Origin of the sequence: Plantactinospora sp. WMMB334 (genome assembly GCF_049179095.1) — a bacterium.
Lineage (GTDB): Bacteria > Actinomycetota > Actinomycetes > Mycobacteriales > Micromonosporaceae > Plantactinospora.
This window is the reverse complement of the sequence record NZ_JBMHME010000002.1, coordinates 2,828,664-2,846,753: the sequence shown is the minus strand read 5'-3', so window position 1 is coordinate 2,846,753 and position 18,090 is coordinate 2,828,664. Positions and strand designations below refer to the sequence as shown.

Annotated in this window: 14 protein-coding genes; 4 read left to right on the top strand and 10 right to left on the bottom strand. The window is 75.9% G+C overall.

Features of this window, described 5'->3' with window-relative positions:
- Positions 1-119 precede the first annotated feature (119 nt).
- Positions 120-1,112, top strand: coding sequence for a tyrosine-type recombinase/integrase (locus tag ACN27G_RS12160; protein ID WP_421492908.1), 993 nt, complete (start codon positions 120-122; stop codon positions 1,110-1,112).
- A 25-nt stretch (positions 1,113-1,137) separates the two neighbouring features.
- Here the strand turns inward: ACN27G_RS12160 and ACN27G_RS12155 are convergent, their stop codons facing one another.
- Positions 1,138-2,847 carry an acyl-CoA dehydrogenase family protein gene (locus tag ACN27G_RS12155; protein ID WP_421492907.1) on the bottom strand — a complete coding sequence of 570 codons (1,710 nt, stop codon included), beginning with the start codon at positions 2,845-2,847 and terminating at the stop codon, positions 1,138-1,140.
- 177 nt (positions 2,848-3,024) lie between these two features.
- On the opposite strand from ACN27G_RS12155, the gene ACN27G_RS12150 reads away from it, so the two are divergent.
- Positions 3,025-3,483 carry a hypothetical protein gene (locus tag ACN27G_RS12150; RefSeq protein ID WP_421492906.1) on the top strand — a complete coding sequence of 153 codons (459 nt, stop codon included), beginning with the start codon at positions 3,025-3,027 and terminating at the stop codon, positions 3,481-3,483.
- 41 nt (positions 3,484-3,524) lie between these two features.
- On the opposite strand, the gene ACN27G_RS12145 is transcribed toward ACN27G_RS12150, so the two are convergent.
- The 5 genes from ACN27G_RS12145 to ACN27G_RS12125 all read right to left on the bottom strand — a co-directional run bounded on the left by ACN27G_RS12145 (position 3,525) and on the right by ACN27G_RS12125 (position 7,889).
- Entirely contained in the window at positions 3,525-4,196 is a 672-nt protein-coding gene (locus tag ACN27G_RS12145) for a thymidine kinase (RefSeq protein ID WP_421497304.1), read from the bottom strand.
- Between the two features lie 196 nt (positions 4,197-4,392).
- Entirely contained in the window at positions 4,393-4,926 is a 534-nt protein-coding gene (locus ACN27G_RS12140) for a GNAT family N-acetyltransferase (RefSeq protein WP_421492905.1), read from the bottom strand.
- A gap of 204 nt (positions 4,927-5,130) precedes the next feature.
- A complete protein-coding gene (locus ACN27G_RS12135) occupies positions 5,131-5,514 on the bottom strand; it encodes a hypothetical protein (RefSeq protein WP_421492904.1) in 384 nt (127 codons plus the stop codon).
- 180 nt (positions 5,515-5,694) lie between these two features.
- The gene (locus ACN27G_RS12130) at positions 5,695-7,071 is read right to left on the bottom strand and encodes an MFS transporter (RefSeq protein ID WP_421492903.1); all 1,377 of its coding nucleotides are present in this window, start codon (positions 7,069-7,071) and stop codon (positions 5,695-5,697) included.
- A gap of 44 nt (positions 7,072-7,115) precedes the next feature.
- Positions 7,116-7,889, bottom strand: coding sequence for a glycerophosphodiester phosphodiesterase (locus ACN27G_RS12125; protein WP_421492902.1), 774 nt, complete (start codon positions 7,887-7,889; stop codon positions 7,116-7,118).
- A 96-nt stretch (positions 7,890-7,985) separates the two neighbouring features.
- Between ACN27G_RS12125 and ACN27G_RS12120 the strand changes: the two genes are divergently transcribed.
- The gene (locus tag ACN27G_RS12120) at positions 7,986-9,359 is read left to right on the top strand and encodes an Hsp70 family protein (RefSeq protein WP_421492901.1); all 1,374 of its coding nucleotides are present in this window, start codon (positions 7,986-7,988) and stop codon (positions 9,357-9,359) included.
- Between the two features lie 86 nt (positions 9,360-9,445).
- Here the strand turns inward: ACN27G_RS12120 and gndA are convergent, their stop codons facing one another.
- The 4 genes from gndA to ACN27G_RS12100 all read right to left on the bottom strand — a co-directional run bounded on the left by gndA (position 9,446) and on the right by ACN27G_RS12100 (position 15,160).
- Positions 9,446-10,909 (bottom strand): NADP-dependent phosphogluconate dehydrogenase, encoded by a 1,464-nt coding sequence (gndA, locus tag ACN27G_RS12115; RefSeq protein ID WP_421492900.1) that lies wholly within the window; start codon positions 10,907-10,909, stop codon positions 9,446-9,448.
- A 114-nt stretch (positions 10,910-11,023) separates the two neighbouring features.
- Positions 11,024-11,722 (bottom strand): hypothetical protein, encoded by a 699-nt coding sequence (locus tag ACN27G_RS12110; protein ID WP_421492899.1) that lies wholly within the window; start codon positions 11,720-11,722, stop codon positions 11,024-11,026.
- Positions 11,715-13,652 (bottom strand): dynamin family protein, encoded by a 1,938-nt coding sequence (locus ACN27G_RS12105; RefSeq protein ID WP_421492898.1) that lies wholly within the window; start codon positions 13,650-13,652, stop codon positions 11,715-11,717. Before ACN27G_RS12105 ends, ACN27G_RS12110 begins: the two co-directional genes overlap by 8 nt.
- On the bottom strand, positions 13,649-15,160 hold the full coding sequence (locus tag ACN27G_RS12100) for a dynamin family protein (RefSeq protein ID WP_421492897.1): 1,512 nt from the start codon (positions 15,158-15,160) through the stop codon (positions 13,649-13,651). Before ACN27G_RS12100 ends, ACN27G_RS12105 begins: the two co-directional genes overlap by 4 nt.
- A 213-nt stretch (positions 15,161-15,373) precedes the next feature.
- On the opposite strand from ACN27G_RS12100, the gene ACN27G_RS12095 reads away from it, so the two are divergent.
- Positions 15,374-18,082, top strand: coding sequence for a LuxR C-terminal-related transcriptional regulator (locus ACN27G_RS12095; protein ID WP_421492896.1), 2,709 nt, complete (start codon positions 15,374-15,376; stop codon positions 18,080-18,082).
- The last annotated feature ends 8 nt before the right edge of the window (positions 18,083-18,090 follow it).

The window sequence follows — 18,090 nt, the reverse complement described above, 5'->3', positions numbered from 1 at the left end:
GCCGTGCCGGGGCGCCAGCGCGCCCCGGCACGTCCGTCGTTCAGCCGACGTGTCGTCGTTCGGCCGGCGCCGGGCGCGTCTTCACGATCTGGGGCGTCCGGTCTGAGAGCCTTTTTCGCGTGTCCCGATCCATCCTGGCTCGCCGGGCGGCGACCCGACCGGTGCCGCCGCACACCCCGGCCGACTTCACCGAGGCCTGGCTGCGTAACCGCCGGCTCTCCGAGCACACCCGGGCCGCGTACCGGCGGGACGTCGCCGGCTGGCTGGCCTGGTGCTCCGACGGGGAGATCGACCCGTTCGACGCCACGTTTCTGCACGTCAACGCGTACGCCCGGGATCTGGAGTCCAGCGTCGACCCACGCAGCGGCCGCCCGCTGACCCCGGCCACGGTGGCCCGGAGGCTCTCCGCGCTGTCGAGTTGGTACACCTTTCTCGGCCGGCTCGGGGCGGTGTCCGCCAACCCGGTCTCCGGGGCGGACCGGCCCCGGGTCGACCGCGACCACTCCGCCACCGTCGGCCTCACCCCCGAAGAGGTCGACGCGCTGCTCGTCGCCGCCGAGGCGGACGCCGGACCGAACGCACTGCGCAACCGGGTCGTGCTGGCCCTCCTCGCCGACCTGGGACTGCGGGTCGGCGAACTCGTCTCGCTGGACCTGACCGACCTCGGCAACGAGCGGGGGCACCGCAGCCTGCGCTTCGTCGGCAAGGGCGGCCGGGCCCGCCGCCGGGCACTGACCCCCGGTTCGGCGTACGCGGTGGACGCCTACCTCGCCGCCCGGGCGACCGCGACGGGGCGGCCGGTGGCGCAGTTGACCGGCGCGCTGCTGGTGACCGCCACCGGCAACCGGCTCGACCGGCACGCGGTCTTCCGGCTGGTGCGGCGGCTGGCCCGGGCGGCCGGCATCCCGGCCTGGGAACGGCTCTCCCCGCACTCGCTGCGGCACGCCTTCGCCACCTCGGCCCGCGCCGAGGGAGTGCCGCTGGAGGACGTGCAGGACGCGATGGGGCACGCCGACCCGCGCACCACCCGGCGCTACGACCGGGACCGGCACAACCTGGACCGGGACCCGGCGTACGCCATCTGGGCGGCCCGGACCCGTCGGCGCGGCTGACTCCCACGGCTCCTCGGGGCACCGGTCAGCAGAGCACGTCCAGCTCGTGATGGGCATCCGCCGCGATGTCGGCGCCACGCAGCCAGCGTCGCGCCCAGAGCCTGGCAGCCACCTCCGCCGTCTCGTCGCCGCCGCCGGCCGCCTGCTCGACCAGCAGGGCGGTGGCCAGCGCGTACGCCATCCGCAGTGCCAGCCCGCGCGCCCCGGCCAGCACCGCGTCCGACTCCGGTCCGGCGGCCACCTCGGCGAGCGAGTCACGCAACTGCGCCGTCGCGGCGCCGAGCGCGTCGGCCAGCGCCGGGTGCAGGCGCCGGGCGGTGTCGGTGGCCGCGTCGAGCCGGTCCAGCAGCGGCGCGGCGGCGTCCTCCCGCAGCACGGCCCGGAGCACGTCCAGGGCCAGCACGTTCGTGGTGCCCTCCCAGATCGGCAGCACCTGGGCGTCGCGCAGCAGCCGGGGCACGCCGGTGTCCTCGACGTACCCGGCTCCGCCGAACGCCTCGACGTACTCGCTGGCCGACGAGACCGCCAGCCGCCCGGTGGCGAGCTTGGCCAGCGGCGCCACGATCCGCAGCTCGGCGGCGGCGACCGGATCCGCCCCGACCTCGACCCGGCCGAGCAGCGCGAAGGCGTGCCCGGCGAGCACGAACGCGCCGGCCGCGTCCACCGCCAGGGTGCCGAGGGTGGCCCGGTGCAGCGGCGCGGCGATCAGCCGTCCGCCGGCCACCTGCCGGGCGTCGGCGTACGCCCGCGCGTACCCGAGCCCTCGGCGCATGCCGGCGGCGGCCGCCGCCGCGTTGTGCAACCGGGTCACCACGACCAGGGTCATCGCCCGGCTCAGCCCCGGCCCGGCCGGATCGCCCAGCGGCCAGCCGTACGCGTCGCGCAGCCCGATCTCGGCGGTCGGCAGCGCCCGGGTGCCAAGCTTGTCCTTGAGCCGGTGCACGGTGACCCCGGGAGCCGGGGCCGCCGGGTCGGCACCCGGCGCGGCCAGCGGCGAGTCGGCGGCGTAGCGGGGCACGAGGAACGGCACCAGGACCCGGCTGCCCGGCCCGGCACCCTCCGGGCGGGCCAGCGCGACCGCCAGCTCCGCGTCGGCGGCCGAGCAGAACCACTTCTCCCCGGTGAGCCGCCACGTCCCGTCGCCGGCCGGTCGTGCGGTGGTGGTCGAGCGGGCCAGGTCGGAGCCGCCCTGCGACTCCGTCATCCACTGCCCGCTGTTGACCACCTCCGCCGGGTCGGTGGCGGTGAGCCGGGGCAGCCAGGCGTCCCGGACCGCCGGATCGACCTCCGGGCGGGCGAGCAGCGCGGCGGCGCCGTCGCTCATCGCCACCGGGCAGGAGAAGGTGGCCGACTCCGGGCCGTACAGGTGCAGCAGGGCGTGCTGGACGACCCGGGCCGCCGCCCCCCAGGTGCCGCGGGCCTGCGGCAGGTAGGGGAGTGCGACCACGGCGTGCCGGGCCGCCGCCGCCCGCTGGACCCGCCACCCGGCCGAGGTCTCGATCCGGTCGATCCTGGCTCCCCACGGCCCGTACCGGACCAGGGCCGGCGGATGCGCCTCGGCGTCGACGTGCGCGGCCCGCAGCGGCCCGGTGACGTCGGTGGCGAGCGCGGCCAGCCGCTCCGCCGCCGCGCCGTGCCCGTCCCGGCCGAGCTGGCGGTCCAGCCACGACCGCAGCAGCCGGTCGCCGAAGTACGGGTCGGCGGGTACGGGCACCGCCTGGACGTAGCGCTGCATGCTCTGGTCCTCGGGGGGTCGGGGGCCGGCCGGTGGGTCGGCGGAGCGGACGGGGATGATCCCGACGGTAGACGACGCCCGGCGACGTGTCGTCCACGGCCGGCGTCGGTGCGCGTCGGCCGGCCGGAACCTCCGTTCGGCGCCGCCGGTCACCGCCGGTTATCTACCGTCGGTGCCATGGGGTACGAGCTGCCCGGCCGGCGCACCGGACGGCCGCCGCGCCGGTTCCGGGGCGTGCTGTCGGTGGTCGCGGCCGGCCTCTTCGTCTGCTGCGTCGGCGCGACCGGGCTCGGTGCCTGGAACTACCAGCACGTCCGGCAGTCCTCCGGTGCGGCCCGGGAGGCGGCGGAGGCGTTCCTGCACGACGTGACGAGCGGCGACGCGGCCGGCGCCTACGACCGCCTCTGCGTGGACACCCGCGAGCGGTGGAGCCGGGAGGAGTTCGAACGGCGGTTGGCCGTGCCGCCGACGATCAGCCGGTACGCCGTCGACGACGTCGAGGTCGCCAGCGACCGAGGGCAGCTCCGGGGCACCGTCACCGCGACGCTGACCCGCCGCTCCGGGGCGACGGACCGCCGGGAGATGCCGATGGTCAGGGACGGCGACCAGTGGCGGGTCTGCGGCGACCCGTTCTGACCCGCCCGGCACCGTCGGCCCACCTGACCCGCCCTGCGTCGTCAGCGGTTGTCGCCCAGGTCGCCGGAGCGGAAGTGCCGCCGGCAGAGCACCTGGTAGCGCACCTCGGCCGCCTCGACGGTGTCCCCGATGACCACCTGCTCACCCTCCCGGGCGACCGCACCGCCGACCACCCGGGCGTTCAACTGCCCCGGCCGCCCGCACCAGCAGAGCACCTCGACCTGGATCCGGCACACCTCGTCGGCGAGTTCGAACAGCCGCTGGGCGGCCGGGAAGAGGCACGACCGGAAGTCGCTGGCCAGGCCGAACGCGAAGACGTCCACGTCGTAGCAGTCGACCAGTTCGGCCATCTGCTCGACGTGCCGCACGGTGTAGAAGCAGGCCTCGTCGCAGATCAGATAGTCGAGCCGGTCACCCTCGGCCCAGCGGGACCGGACGAGTGCACAGAGGTCGAGGTCGTCGGTGACCTCGACGGCCTCGTGCGCCAGGCCGATCCGGGTGGTGATCTGCGGGCCGAGCGAGCGGTCGATCCGGGTCAGCACCAGCCCGCGCCGCCCCTGCCGGGCGTGGTTGTAGTTCATCTGCAGCGCCATCGTCGACTTGCCACAGTCCATCGGTCCCCAGAAGAACTTGAGGGCCGCACCGTGCCGGAGCCGCCCGTCGCCGGCGGCGAAACACGCCTGGGCGAGGGCGGACTCGTCGCCGGTGGACAGGAGGCTGCTGTGGTGGTTCTCGTCGGTCACGGTGGGGGAGCCTAGGCCACCGGGCGCGAGCATGGAGATCCTGCTCAGAACCTCCGCGTGCCGTGACACCAGCCTGACCAGTCGTCAACCCGACGCGCACAGGGGTGCCACGCCGGATGATCAACCATCCGCGCCCAGGCGTCCGGACCTGCCCGGCGCGCCCTGCTCACCGCCGTTCCGGCAGCGGCAGCACGAGCACGTCCATCGGCGGGATCAGCTTCGGCCGGATCGTGCCGTGCTGCTGCCAGCCCAGCCGGTCGTAGAGCCGGCGTGCCGGCGCCGCCGGGTTGCTCGCCAGGATCGCGTACGGCTCGGACCGGCCGTCCAGCAGCATCGCCAGCAGCCGCCGGCCGACACCCTGCCCCCGGTACGGCCGCCAGACCAGCCACTCCGGGATCGTCAGCTTCGGCACGCCGAGCAGGTGCTCCGGCGGTTCGCCGGCCCGCGGCTCCATCCACTCACCGGCCGGCATCGTGTATCCATACACGGCGCCGACCAGCCGGCCACCGTCCACCGCTCTGGCCAGGCTGAACCCGGGTTGCCGACGGTGATCACGGAACCAGCGCCGGAACTGCGCCACGTGCTCCGGGCCCTCCTCGTACGGCGGTTCCGCGTACACCTCCGCGTAGAGCCGCTCCAGCTCCGTCGAGACAGGGCGGGCCTGGTCGGCGTCGAGCAGGTCGTACACCACGTCGGGCATGCGCGGCAGCCTACCGACCCGGCAGGGCCACCAACCGGTCCCGCAGATCCTCGGCCTCCACCCGACGCCGCTCGGTCTCGGGGATCGATGCGCGGCGGGTGGTGCGGAACCATCAGATCGGATCCGCAGTGCGGCAGCAAGTCGGGTGCAACCGGTCGCGGCAACGGCCGGGTTCGAGCCGCCGTGCCGTGGAGGGCTGGCTTCTCAGCTCGCCGAGCCGCCGTCCCGGTCGGGTGCCGGCAGCCGGCCCGTCACCCGCGCCCGCTCGTCGGTGGAGAGGGCCGGCACAAGATGCCGGTCGACGAGGTCGCGCAGTTCGGCGGTAAGGGTCGGGGCGTCGCCAGTCAACTCCCGCAGCCGCAGCCGCCAGGTGTCGGCCAGGGTGCGCTCCAGGGCCGGGTCGTCGGCCTGGCGGGCGGCGAGCACCTCGGCGCGCACCTCGGCCAGCTCGGTCGCCACGTCGTCCGCCTCCGCCGGCCGGACCCGCCGCCAGAACGCGACCAGCTCGGCCCGGGCCGCCGGCCAGCCCTGCCCGGCCATCGCACCGACCAGCGCCGTACCGGCCACCGCCTCGATCGGCTCCGCCATCCCACGCGCCTCCTGCCCAGATCCTCTGCGCCTCCGGCCCACCCTAGACAGTCAACCGGAGCTGCGGGGAGGTCAGGGCTCGCTTCGCTCATCGAGCCAGTGCCGACCGTCCAGCCCAGCCGGCGGCGGCCCGGTCCGCCGGCACCGTCCGGCCCGAGATCGCCGCCGCCGGCCGTCCCGTCAGAGCCGTTCCGGCGGGGTGTTCCCGGCGGCGACGATCGCCCGGCGCATCGGCACGGCGGCCAGCAGCACGAACCCGAGCACGAAGAACGCCAGCAGGGAGATGATCGCCACCCGGTAGCTCTCGGTCATCCCGTACGCGAGGCCGAAGAGCAGCGGACCGAGCCAGCTCGTACCCTTGTCGGAGATCTCGTAGAGGCCGAAGTACTCCGCCTCCCTGCCCTTCGGGATGAGCTGGCTGAACAGCGACCGGCTCAGCGCCTGGCTGCCGCCGAGCACGATGCCGATCCCGCCGCCGAGCAGCACGAACGGCAGCGCCTGGTTGGCCGGCAGCCGGAACGCGACCGCCAGCACCACCGTCCAGAGGACCAGGCTGATCAGCACCGTCTTCCAGGCGCCGATCCGCTTCGCCAGCGCACCCATGCCGAGCGCCCCGGCGAAGGCGAGGAACTGCACCATCAGGATCGTCGGCACCAGCACGTCGTCGGAGAGGTTCAGCTCCTCGGTGCCGTAGACCGCCGACAGCGAGATCACCGTCTGGATGCCGTCGTTGTAGACCAGGTAGGCGACGAGGAAGAAGAGCGTCAACGGGTACGCCTTGAGGCTGCGCAGCGTGTGCCAGAGCTGCCGGAACCCGTCGAGCAGCAGCGGCCCCTGCGCCGGGCCGGCGACCGGCGGCCGGTTGCGCAGCCGCACCAGCGGAATGGTGGTGAACGCCGCCCACCAGACGCCCGCCGAGACGAGGCTGTAGCGGGCGACGTCGCCGGTGTCCAGCCCGAGCGAGTCCTTGAAGAGCACCGCCGCCACGTTGATCGCCAGCAGCGAGCCGCCGCCGATGTAGCCGATCGCCCAGCCGATGCTGGAGACGCTGTCCCGCTGGTCCGGGCCGGCGATCTGCGGCAGGAAGGAGTGGTAGACGACGATGCTGGCCCCGTAGGAGATGTTCGCGACCAGGAAGAGCCCGGCACCGAGCAGGTAGCGGTCTCCGGTGAGGAAGAGCATCCCGACGGTGGCCGCCGACCCGACGTAGGCGTAGAGCGCCAGCATCTCCTTCTTCCGCGCCGACCGGTCGGCGACGGCGCCGACCAGCGGCAGCACGAAGACGGTCAGGAAGACCGAGAGCGACACCATGTACGGAAAGAGCGAGCCGGGTGCGATGTCGAGGCCGAGCAGGCTGATCCGCTGCCCCCGGCACGGGTCGTCGGAGGCGCAGCCGGCGGCCGCCTTCGCGATCGACGTCAGGTACGGGCCGAGGAAGACCGTGATGACGGTGGTCGGGAAGGCCGAGTTCGCCCAGTCGTAGAAGTACCAGCCGACCCGCTCCTGCCGGGTACTGGGTGGCACCGGCGGCGCCGTCGCGGGAATGGTCTCGGCCATGGCGGTCCTTCGGTCGGGGGTCGGGCGGACTGGTTCCGGCCGACCTACCGGTCGGACGGCCAGTGGCCGCGGCTCTGGTACGCCTCGCGCAGCACGTCGACGTGATCGGTCATGATGCCATCCACCCCGAGGTCAAGTAACTCGTTCATCTCGGTGACATCGTCGATGGTCCAGACGTGCACCTGCAGGCCGAGCCGGTGCACGTAGTCGACGAACCGCCGGTCGACCACCCGGACCCCCCGGTAGCGGACCGGCACCTGGGCGGCGACCACCGACGGCGGCAGCACCAGCCGGCGGTTGGCCAGGGACGCCAGCCGCAGCCGGGCCACCCCGCGCAGCCCGAGCGAGGTGGCGATCCGCGGGCCGGCCAGGACCCGCAGCCGGGCCAGCCGGGCGTCGCTGAAGGAGGCGAGCAGCACCCGGTCGCCGGCACCGGACCGGTCGACGGTCCGGACGGTGGCGGCGACCGCGCCGTCGGCCTTCACGTCGACGTTGAACCGCACCTGCGGCCAGGCGCCGAGCACCTCGTCGAGCCGGGGTACCGCCGCCGCGCCGCCGACCCGGATCGCCCGCAGGTCCGCCCAGCGCAGCCCGGCGATCCGGCCGTGTTCTCCGGTCATCCGGTGCAGCGTTGCGTCGTGGAAGATCACCGGTACCGCGTCGGCGGTGGCGTGCACGTCGGTCTCGACGTACCGGTAGCCGAGCCGGACCGCCCGGGCGAACGCCTCGGCGGTGTTCTCGTCACCGCGGGCGGCGCCGCCCCGGTGCGCGAACGCCAGCGGGGTCGGGGCGTCGAGGTAGGCGAAGTCCCGGAGCACGCCGCGAGTATGCCCGCCCCGGTTGACCTCCCGGTGACCGGTGGGCGGCGCCCTGCCGTCGGACGGGAGATCTCCGCCGACAGTAGGGTGCTGGCCATGCGGCTGCTCGCCATCGACTTCGGCACCTCGCACACCGTGGCCGTGGCGCGCGGCGCCGACGGCCGGGCCCGGCCGCTGCTCTTCGACGGCACGCCGCTGCTGCCGTCGGCGGTCTTCCTCGGTCCGGACGGCGTGCCGCTGGTGGGCCGGGACGCGCAGCGGGCCGCCCGGCTCGACCCGGCCCGGTTCGAGCCGCATCCGAAGCGGCGCATCGACGACGGGACGGTGCTGCTCGGTGACCGGGAGCTGCCGGTGACCGAACTGGTCGGCGCGGTGCTGCGACGGGTCGCGGCGGAGGCGGGCCGGCAGCTCGGCGGGGTGGACGAGCTCCGGCTGACCCATCCGGCCCGCTGGGGTGAGCGCCGCCGGGCGGTGCTGGTCGCCGCCGCCCGCGCCGCCGGGCTGCCCGGACCCGGGCTGGTCGCCGAGCCGGTCGCGGCGGCGGCGTACTATCCGGCGCTGCTCGGCGCGGCCCTGCCGCCCGGCCGGGCGCTGGCCGTCTACGACCTCGGCGGCGGCACCTTCGACGCCGCCGTGGTACGCCGCACCGCCGCCGGCTTCGACGTGCTGGCCGAGTCGGGCCTGACCGACCTCGGCGGACTCGACTTCGACCAGGCCCTGGTCGACCACCTCGGCCAGGGCTACGCCCCGGGCCGGACCGGTGCCTGGCAGGTCCTGCTGAGCCCGGCCGGGCCGGGGCAGCGCCGGGCGCGGGAACTCCTCTACGACGACGTCCGGGCGGCCAAGGAGCTGCTCTCCCGGGCCGCCAGCGCCGATCTGCACCTGCCGGGTCTGGAGCTGCGGGCACACCTGACCCGGGAGGAGTTGGAGGCGCTGATCCGTCGGCCGCTGCTGCAGACGGTCAGCTGCCTGGCCGCGACGATCGCCGCCGCCCGGCTGGACCCGGCCGACCTGGCCGGGATCTTCCTGGTCGGCGGCTCCAGCCGGATCCCGCTGGCCGCCCGGCTGATCCACACCGAACTCGGTGTCGCCCCGACCACCCTGGAACAGCCCGAGACGGTGGTCGCCGAGGGAGCCGTCCGGCTCGACCCCGGCGGCCCGGCCGGCAGCGGTGCCGGCTCCGGCGACGGCGGCGCCGGCTTCCGGGGCGATCGGCCCGGCTCCGCGCCGCCCGCCGTATCCGCGCCGGGCCGGTCGGTGGCGTCACCGCGACCGGCGCCACGTCCCGCTGGTCGAGGTGACGCGCCGTCCCCGGCCGGCCGAGGTGTCCCGGCGCCGACGAGGGCCGCCGTCCCGGCCGACCGGTTCTGGACCGGCACGGCCGGGCTGGTCTGGACCGGGACGCTGGCCCTGCTGGTACTCGTCGCGTTCGCCGTCCTGATCGCGGTCGTCAACGCCGGGCCCGGCTGAGTCGTCAACGCCGGGCCCGGCTGACCGGCCGGGCCCGGCACCGGGAGTCGGGCCCGGCCGGATGTGCCGCTCCGGCAGCGGTCCGGTCAGGCCGGTGACTCGGTACGGTCGCCCGCCCACTGGGTGTGGAAGCTGCCCTCGGCGTCCACCCGCTGGTAGGTGTGCGCGCCGAAGTTGTCCCGCAGCCCCTGGATCAGCGCGGCCGGCAGCCGGTCCCGGCGCAGCCCGTCGAAGTAGGCCAGCGAGGAGGCGAAGGCGGGGGCCGGCACCCCGGACCGCGCCGCGTAGCCGACGACCCGGCGCCAGCTCGCGACGCTGTCGGCGACACCCTGCACGAAGTACGGCGCCACCAGCAGCGTCGGCAGCTGCGGGTCGGCGTCGTACGCCTCCCGGATCCGGTTGAGGAACCGGGCCCGGATGATGCAGCCGCCGCGCCAGATGGTGGCCAGCGCCGCCGGGTCGATGTCCCAGCCGTACTCGTCGCTGCCGGCCCGGATCTGGTCGAAGCCCTGCGCGTAGGCGACGATCTTGGAGGCGTAGAGCGCCTTGCGGACGTCCTCGACGAAGGCGTCCCGGTCCACGTCACCGGTCGGCGCCTCGCCGCCCGCGCCCGCGTACGCCCGCGCGGCGGCGCCCCGCTGGTCGGCGTGCCCGGAGAGCGACCGGGCGAACGTCGCCTCGGCGATCCCGGTGATCGGCACGCCCAGGTCGAGGGCGCTCTGCACCGTCCACCGGCCGGTGCCCTTCTGCTCGGCCCGGTCCTGGACGATGTCGACGAACGCCTTCCCGGTGCCGGCGTCGACGTGCCCGAGCACGTCGGCGGTGATCTCGATCAGGAACGACTCCAGGTCGCCCTCGTTCCAGCCGGCGAAGATCTTGCCGATCTCGGCCGGGGTGGTGTCCAGCCGCTCCCGGAGCAGGTCGTACGCCTCGGCGATGAGCTGCATGTCGGCGTACTCGATGCCGTTGTGCACCATCTTGACGAAGTGCCCGGCGCCGTCCGGCCCGATGTGCGCGCAGCACGCCGCCCCGTCGACCTGGGCGGCGATCGACTCGAAGATCGGCCCGAGCTTCCGGTACGCCTCGACCGAGCCGCCGGGCATGATGCTCGGCCCGAGCAGCGCACCCTCCTCACCGCCGGAGACACCGGTGCCGACGAAGTGCAGCCCGTGCTCGCGCAGCGCCTCCTCCCGGCGCCGGGTGTCGGCGAAGTGCGCGTTGCCGCAGTCGATGACGATGTCGTCGGGTTCGAGCAGCGGCACCAGCTCGTCGATGACGTCGTCGGTCGGCTTACCCGCCTTGACCATGACGATCACCGCGCGCGGGCGCTCCAGCGAGGCGACGAAGTCGGCCAGCGACTCGCTCGGCACGAACGTCCCCTCGTCACCGTGCTCGGCGACCAGGCTCCGGGTCCGCTCCGGCGACCGGTTGTGCACCGCCACCCGGTGACCGTGCCGGGCCAGGTTACGGGCCAGGTTGCGGCCCATCACCGCCAGCCCGGTCACGCCGATCTGCGCCGTGGCGCCGGTGGGGTCGGTCTGCTCCGCCATCTGCTGCTTCCTCTCGTCGGGCCGGAGGTGGGCCGGTTGCCAGTGTTCGCATCCCGACACCCGGAGAACGCCTCGGAACCCCGCAGCAGGGCAGGGCGGACGGCCCGGCGTTCGTCAGCGCTCCTCAGGTGACCAGAACCGGGCAAGCGTACTCGTCGCCGGGTCGTCGGAGGCGGCCAGCGCCGCCCACGGGTCACCGCCGGTCGGCAGCTCGGTGCCGGCGTACCCGGCCAGTTCCTCCGGCCCGACCGTGCCGTCCGGCCCGGGCAGCGTCGCCGCCGACGCGTCGACCGGGGTGCCGAGCAGGGCCGGGTCGGTCCACGGGAAGCCGTCGACCGGCTCCGGGGGCGCGCCGAGCTCCGGCAGCTCGGGCGGGTCGGTCCAGGCCGGCCCGGTGTCGGCGTACGGGTCGAGGTCCGGGTCGGCGCCGACGGGCGGGTCCGCCGCGCCGAAGCCGACCTCGGCGGGCACCTCCGGATAGGTGTCCGCCCCGAACCCCAGCCCTTCCGACGCCTCCGGTCCGGCGTGCGGGTACGGGTCCGGGGTCTCCTCGGCCGGCAGGTCGTCGTAGCCGAGCGGCATCGGCGGGCCCCCGGGAAGCCCGTCCGGGTCGGCGCTGCCGAATCCCTCGACCGGGTCGGCGGCGCCGAATCCCTCGACGGGGTAGCCGCCGTCGGACCCCTCGACCGGGTAACCATCGTCGCCGGCCGGGTCGCCGCCGAGGTCGGCGAGCTCACCTGACTGCTCGGCCTCGTCCTCCGGGCCGCCGAATTCCGGCTCGTCGGCGGACCAGCCGCCCCAGTAGTCAGTCATCTTCCCGCCTCGATGCCTCCGTCGGCGGTGCCGGCGCCAGCACCCGGGCCCGGGTCAGCACCTCGTCGACCTGCTTGACCCGGGCCCGGACCGTTTCCCGTTCCTGCTGGGTCGCGGCGCGGCGGCGGGCCCGCACGGCGGTGTCCTCGGCCGCCGCCGCGTCGATCTCGGCGATCTGCTCGTCGAGCTGCCGCAGCCGGCGCTCGATCGCGTCGTCGAGGGCGAGGGTCAGCGCGTACTGCAGGTCGGTGAACCGGTTGGTGATCTCGTCGGAGAGGGCGGCCCGGGCGTCGGCGACCACCTCCCGCAGCCAGATCCGGGCCTGCTGCCGGTCGGTCTGCACCCGCCGCCGGTACAGGATGAAGCCACCGGCGGCCAGCCCGAGGCCGAGCCCGGCGAACGGGATCAGCAGGCCGCCGCCGACCAGCGCGCCCGCGCCGAGCGCGGAGGCGCCGGCCATCGCGCTGCGGCCGGCCAGGAACGCCATCGACCCGGCCGACATCGCGATCATCATGTTGTCCGGCCCGCCGCCGTCGCGGCGCGGCTTGCTGGCCAGCGCGTGCCGCAGGGTCGCGTTGAGCCGGCCGAGCACGAACCGCAGCTCGGTCGGCTGGAACACCTCGGCGAGCACCCGCTCGCCGACCTGCCGGAACCGGGCCTCCAGATCGTCCGACAGCCGCACCGACAGGGCGTGCAGCGCCTCGTCGACCTGCTGCGGCAGCCCCTTGAGGTCGTCGCCGTGGGCCCGGTCGATGCGGTTGAGGAACTCCTCCTGGAGCCCGCCGACGTAGCCCCGCAGCAGCCCGGTCGCCTCGACCCGGGCCCGCTGCGTCTCGGTGCTCAGCGCCAGCGACCACTGCCGCGACTCGGTCCGCTTGCGCGCCGCCAGCGCCGCCCGGTCCTGCTTGATCCGGGCCAGGTCGGCCGGGTCGGGGTCGGTGGCCCGCAGCCGGTCGTGGAGGTGCAGGTCGTGGCGGACGAGTTCGCTGCGGACCGTACGCAGCAGGTTCGCCTGCCGCAGCAGATGTCCCCGGCCGGCCAGGCCGACCAGGGCGTGCTGCAGATCGGCGATCCGGGACAGCCGGACCAGCTCGCCGGCCGCCTCGGCCGGCATCGTCCGGGCCAGCTCGGCCAGCCGGGCCGAGACCGGGAACCACGGCGCGGATCCGAACCGGGGGGCGTGGGCCTGCACCTGTGCCCGGTTGTCGGCGAGGATCGTCCGCCATCCCGGGTACGCGTCCGTCTTGGTCAGCGCGAAGACCACCAGGTTGACCCGTTTGCTCGCCTCGATCAGGAAGTCGAGCTCCGGTTGGGCGAACGGGGCGGCGGCGTCGACCACGAAGAGCAGGGCGGTGGCCCGGGCCGCCGCGTCCAGGGCGATCCGGGCGTGTGTCGGGTCGAGTCCGCCGGTGCCCGGCGTGTCGACCAGGCTCAGGTACTGCAACAACGGCGCCGGATGGGTCACCTCGATCCGCCGCGGCGGCCGCTGGTCGTCCGGCAGCCGGCCCAGCGGGGTGGCCCAGTCCCGCAGCTCGGACAGGCGCAGCGGCAGCGGGTCGGCCCGGCCCGGCACCCAGGCCCGGGCCGCGGCCTCAGCGCCGGGCACCAGCTCCAGATAGCAGGCGGTGGCGACCGCGACGTCGACCGGCGACAGGCCGGGAACCCCGACCAGCGCGTTGACCAGCGAACTCTTCCCCCGCTTCGTTTCGCCGACCACCACCACCGACGGGCGGGTCACCACCTGCCGGCGCAGCGTGTCGACCTCGGCCGCCGCGTCGGGGGCGACCGTGCGCAGGAACGCGAGCCCACCGTCGACGGCACCGGTCAACGCCGCACCGAGCGCCGCCTCCTGCCGTCCCGGATCGCTCGCGCCGCCACGCGCGGCCGGTGCCGCCGCACCGGCGCCGGTGGCCGTCCTGCCGGCGGTCACCGCAGGCTCCCGCGTACCCGCTGGGAGAGCAGGAAGAAGCCGCGGTGCGCGACCTGCGCCACCCGGGACTGCGCCGGGCTCGCCCCGGCGACCGCGTAGACCCGCCACCGGGTGGCGGCGTCCAGTGCGGCCCGGACCAGCTGCTCCGGCGCGGCGGCCGGCAGGCTCAGGATCCACCGCGGGTCGGTGGAGAGCGCCAGCCGGGTCAGCTCCTGCTCCATCGGCTCCGGCAGCTCCACCGACCCGGAGCTGACCAGCTGGACCACCTCCAGCAGTCGCAGCCGGTGGTACTCCGGCTGTTGCAGCACCTGCTCGATCGCGTCCCGGAGCAGTTCCCGTTCCTCGGGTCCGCCCGCGTGGCTGGCGAGCTTCTCCAGGCTGGAGAGCGCCCACCCCGCCTTGATCGCGTCCGTGCGCCACCGGAACGCCTGGTCGAGGGTGTTGCGCAGCCGGGGAAAGCCGGAGGCGGCGAAGAGCAGCCGGACCAGGTCACCGCTGGCCAACTGCGGCTCCGCGGCGAACTGGGCGATGGCGAAGCCGATGCCGTAGAGGTCGAGCAGCCGCAGCAGCCGCTCCCGCTGCTCCCGGGGCACCGGGCAGTCCCGGGAGGCGAACAGGTCGACCGAGGCGAGCAGCAGCGCCCGCTCGCCGGCCGGCAGCCGGGCCATCGTGCGCAGCGCCTCGCAGTCGGCGGCGGTGAGCCGGCCGGCCTCGGTCGTCTCGGCCAGCAGCCCGACCACCGGCACCACCTCGGAGACCACCCGGCGCAGCACCGCGGTCTGGTCGGCGGCGAGCGGACCCGCCACCGGCCACGGGTCCGCCGCACCGCCGACCAGCTTGTCGACCTTGTTGAACAGGCCCAGCGAGTTGATCGGATTGCTGGCCAGCCGGGCCGAGACCGACCGGAACGCCTCCAGCGCCGCCACGTCGTCGTCGCGCACCGACTGGGTGAAGACGTAGACGATCGCCTCCGCCCCGGCGACCGCGCCGGCCGAGTCGTCGTCGATGTTGTCGTCGAACGGGGCGGTCGCGGCCTCGAAGAGGAACCGGCGGGCACCCGTGCTGACCACGCTGTTCGTCGACGCCAGGCCGGGGGTGTCCAGCACGGTCAGGTCGCGCAGGTGGTCGCTGGTCAGGGTGACGTCGACGAAGGAGACCTCGGCGCGGGGCACGCCGAGCCGCTGCGGGATCATGCCGGCGTCGTCGAGCGGCAGGCTGAGCCGGCTGCCGTCCCGGCGTACCACGTCGACCCGGTCGGCGGTGCCGTAGCGGAACTGGGTCACGATCCGGGTGCACTCGCCCACCTCGGTCGGCGCCACCCGCCGGCCGATCAGCGCGTTGACCAGTGTCGACTTTCCGGCTTTGAGGCGGCCGGCGATCGCCACCCGCAGCGGCTCGTCGAGCCGGCGGCGGATCCCCAGCACCTGGTTTCCGGTCGCGGCACCGAGTCGCGGGCCGACCTCGTCGCAGAGGCCGGCGACCCGGGCGCTGAGCGGACCTGCTCCCATGGGCTCGTCAGCGGGTGGTGCGGTCGGTGACAATGGGAGCAACCCGGTGGTGGTGGAGCACGCTCATCTCGTCCGCTGTCCTTCCGGCACGACGGCGGGGGCGGGCTTACCCCTGCCGGACACCACACTACGAATATCCTGCCGGCGCAGGATCCCATGTTCGTGCCACCGTCTGCCACGGTGGTGAGGCGTCGACCCGGGCGGGGAGGACGAGTGCGGCACGCGTCGGTCGGCGATCTGCCCGACCAGTTCCGGCCCGCGGACCCGCCGGCCGGCGGCCCGGCGCCGCAGACCGCGCCGGCCGACACGCACGGCGCCGCGCCGGTGGACGTCGTCGCGGTCGGCTCCGCCCTGCTGGCCACGCCCGGCCTGGTGGTGCTGCACAGCGGACCGGGCGGCGGCCGCAGCACCGCGCTCGCCCGGCTCGGCGCCGCCTTCCGGGGGCCGGTCTTCACCGGCGGCGGCCTGGCGAGCCTGCCCGCCGAGCCGGCGTTCGCGCTGGCCCGCGCGGTCCGGGTCCGGCTGCCCGGCCACGATCCGGCGCTGCTCGCCGAGGCGGTCCGGTCCCGGGTACGCACCGGCCTACTGCTCCTGGACGATCTCCAGTGGGTCGATCCGGCCACCCTCGCCGCCCTGGTGCCGCTCGCCGCGCACTGCCGGGTCGCGGTGGCGCTGCGTACCCCGCACCGGCTGCCGCCGTCGGCGGTCGCGGCGCTGCGGTCGGTGGCGGCGGGCTGGCTGGCGGTGCCGCCGCTGACCGCCGAGGCGGTGGCCGCCCTCGCCGGGCGGATCGCTCCCGGCCTGGGCCCGGCGACCGTCGCCGACCTGGCCCGCCGCTCCGGCGGGGTGCCGCTGGCGGTGGTGGCCCTGGCCCGCCGGAGCGCGCAGCACCGGCCGCCGGCCGCGTCCCGCCCCGACACCGTCGGCCGGCGCCCGGAGCCGCCGCCCGTCAATTTCGACGCCGACCAGGTCGGGTACGCGGTGGCGGCGGCCCTGGCCGACCTGACCCGGCCGGCCCGCACCACGATGGCCGCGCTCGGGCTGCTGGGCCGCCCCGCCCCGGCGCGGGTGCTCGGTGCCGGGGTCGACGAACTCGTCGCCGCCGGCCTGGTCACGCCCGCGCCCGCCGGAGTCGACGACCTCGCCGCCGGCCCGGTCGGATCGGCGGCCGGCGGAGACGGGCCGGTCGCCCCGGTCTCGCCGTACGTCGCCGAGGTCGCCGCCGGACTGCTCGACGAGGCCGGCCGGCGGGCGCTGCACCGGCGTCTCGCCGACCTCGTACCGCCGGCGGAGGCGGTCCGGCACCTGGCCGAGGCCGGTGACGGCGCGGTCGCGTACCGGCGGGCGCGGGAGGTGGCGGCCGCCGCCGGCACGACCGGCGGCCGGGCCGACCTGCTGCTGCTCGCCTGCGCGCTGCCCGGTGTCGAGCCGGAGCCGGCCGTCCGGGTCGACGCCGCCCGGGCCGCGCTCGCCTGCGGCCGACCCCGGGCGGCGGTCCGGGTGCTGACCACGACCGCGCCGCTCGGCGTCGACCCGGACCTGCTGCGGGCGGAGGCACTGCTCCAGCTCGGCGACCTGCCGGCGGCCCGGGCGGCGGTGGCCCGGATACCGGGCTCGGCCACCCCGGAGCAGCTCGCCGTCCGGGACCGGATCGTGCTCCTCGCCCGACTCGGTGCCGACCCGGCCGAGGCGGCCCGCACGGCGGCGCGGATCACCGCCCGGCACGGCCCGGAACCGGCGCACCCTGGGCTGCGGGCCGCACTGGCGGCGGTACGCGCCGCGCACCGCACCCCGGGCTGGGAGGCGGCGCTGGCCTCGGCCGCCTCGGTGGCGGGTACGGCCGGCGACGCGCTCTCCGCCCGGTGGAGCGCCTGGCTGCTGGTCGAGACGTTGCTCGCCGACGGCCGGCTGGCCGAGGCGGGGCGGGCGGCCGAGGCGGCCGAGCGGGCCTGCGCCGCCGATCTCGCCTACAGCTGGCAGACCCGCTTCCTGGCGGCCCGGCTGTGGTGTGCGGCGCTGCGCGGCGGGCCGCCCGCACCCGGCGCCGACGGGACCCTCGACCCCGACGAGGCGCTGCGCCGCGCGGCCGACCTGACCGACCGGACCCTGCCGCGGCTCGCCCGCCACTACGCGGTGGCCGCCGCCAGCCTGGTCGAGGCCGACGGCGGCCTGCTCGGCCCGGCCCGGGACCGGCTCGCCGCCGCCACGGGCGCCTCCACCGCCGCCGGCCCGCTGCTCGACTGGGTCAGCCGGGAGGCGGCCTGGCTCGACGGCCAGCCCGACCACGCCGGCGGACCGGACTCCGGCGCCGCGTCGCTGGTCGACGGGCTGCGGCAGATCACCGCCCGCTGGGCGGCCCACGACAGCACCGCGGCCCCACCGCCCGCCGCGCCGCCCACCGACCCTGCGCCGCCTGCCGGTCCTGCGCTGCCCGGCGCACCGGCCGGCCCGGCGCCGGTCTGGCGGCAGACGCTCGCCGCCTGGGACAGCCCCGGCGGCGACCCGGCCGGCTTCACCCGGGCTGCCGAGGGCTGGCACGACCTGGCGGCCCGCGAGGAGGTCCGCTGCCTGCTCGCCGCCGGCCTGCACGAGCCCGACCCGGCCCGTAGCGTCGCGGCACTGCTCGCCGCCGAGGAACGCGCCGAACGGGCCGGGCTGGTCGTGCTGCTCGGCCGGATCCGCCGGGGGCTGCGCCGGCACGCGGTGCGCCGCGACATCCGGGGCGCCCGCGCCGGCGGTGACCTCACCGACCGGGAACGTGAGGTGCTGCGGCTGGTCGCGGCCGGTGAACCGACCCGACGCATCGCCGGCCAACTGGGTATATCAGCCGAGACGGTGGAGACCCACGTCCGGTCCGGGATGCGCAGGCTCGGCGCCCGCACCCGTACCGAGGCCGCGGCCCTCGCCCTGGAGGTGCTGTGACTGGTGCT

Coding starts and splice junctions, on each gene's coding strand:
- ACN27G_RS12155 (WP_421492907.1), bottom strand. CDS start 2,847: ATGCAGCGCTACGTCCAGGCGGTGCCCGTACCCGCCGACCCGTACTTC.
- ACN27G_RS12150 (WP_421492906.1), top strand. CDS start 3,025: ATGGGGTACGAGCTGCCCGGCCGGCGCACCGGACGGCCGCCGCGCCGG.
- ACN27G_RS12140 (WP_421492905.1), bottom strand. CDS start 4,926: ATGCCCGACGTGGTGTACGACCTGCTCGACGCCGACCAGGCCCGCCCT.
- ACN27G_RS12135 (WP_421492904.1), bottom strand. CDS start 5,514: ATGGCGGAGCCGATCGAGGCGGTGGCCGGTACGGCGCTGGTCGGTGCG.
- ACN27G_RS12130 (WP_421492903.1), bottom strand. CDS start 7,071: ATGGCCGAGACCATTCCCGCGACGGCGCCGCCGGTGCCACCCAGTACC.
- ACN27G_RS12120 (WP_421492901.1), top strand. CDS start 7,986: ATGCGGCTGCTCGCCATCGACTTCGGCACCTCGCACACCGTGGCCGTG.
- gndA (WP_421492900.1), bottom strand. CDS start 10,909: ATGGCGGAGCAGACCGACCCCACCGGCGCCACGGCGCAGATCGGCGTG.
- ACN27G_RS12110 (WP_421492899.1), bottom strand. CDS start 11,722: ATGACTGACTACTGGGGCGGCTGGTCCGCCGACGAGCCGGAATTCGGC.
- ACN27G_RS12100 (WP_421492897.1), bottom strand. CDS start 15,160: ATGGGAGCAGGTCCGCTCAGCGCCCGGGTCGCCGGCCTCTGCGACGAG.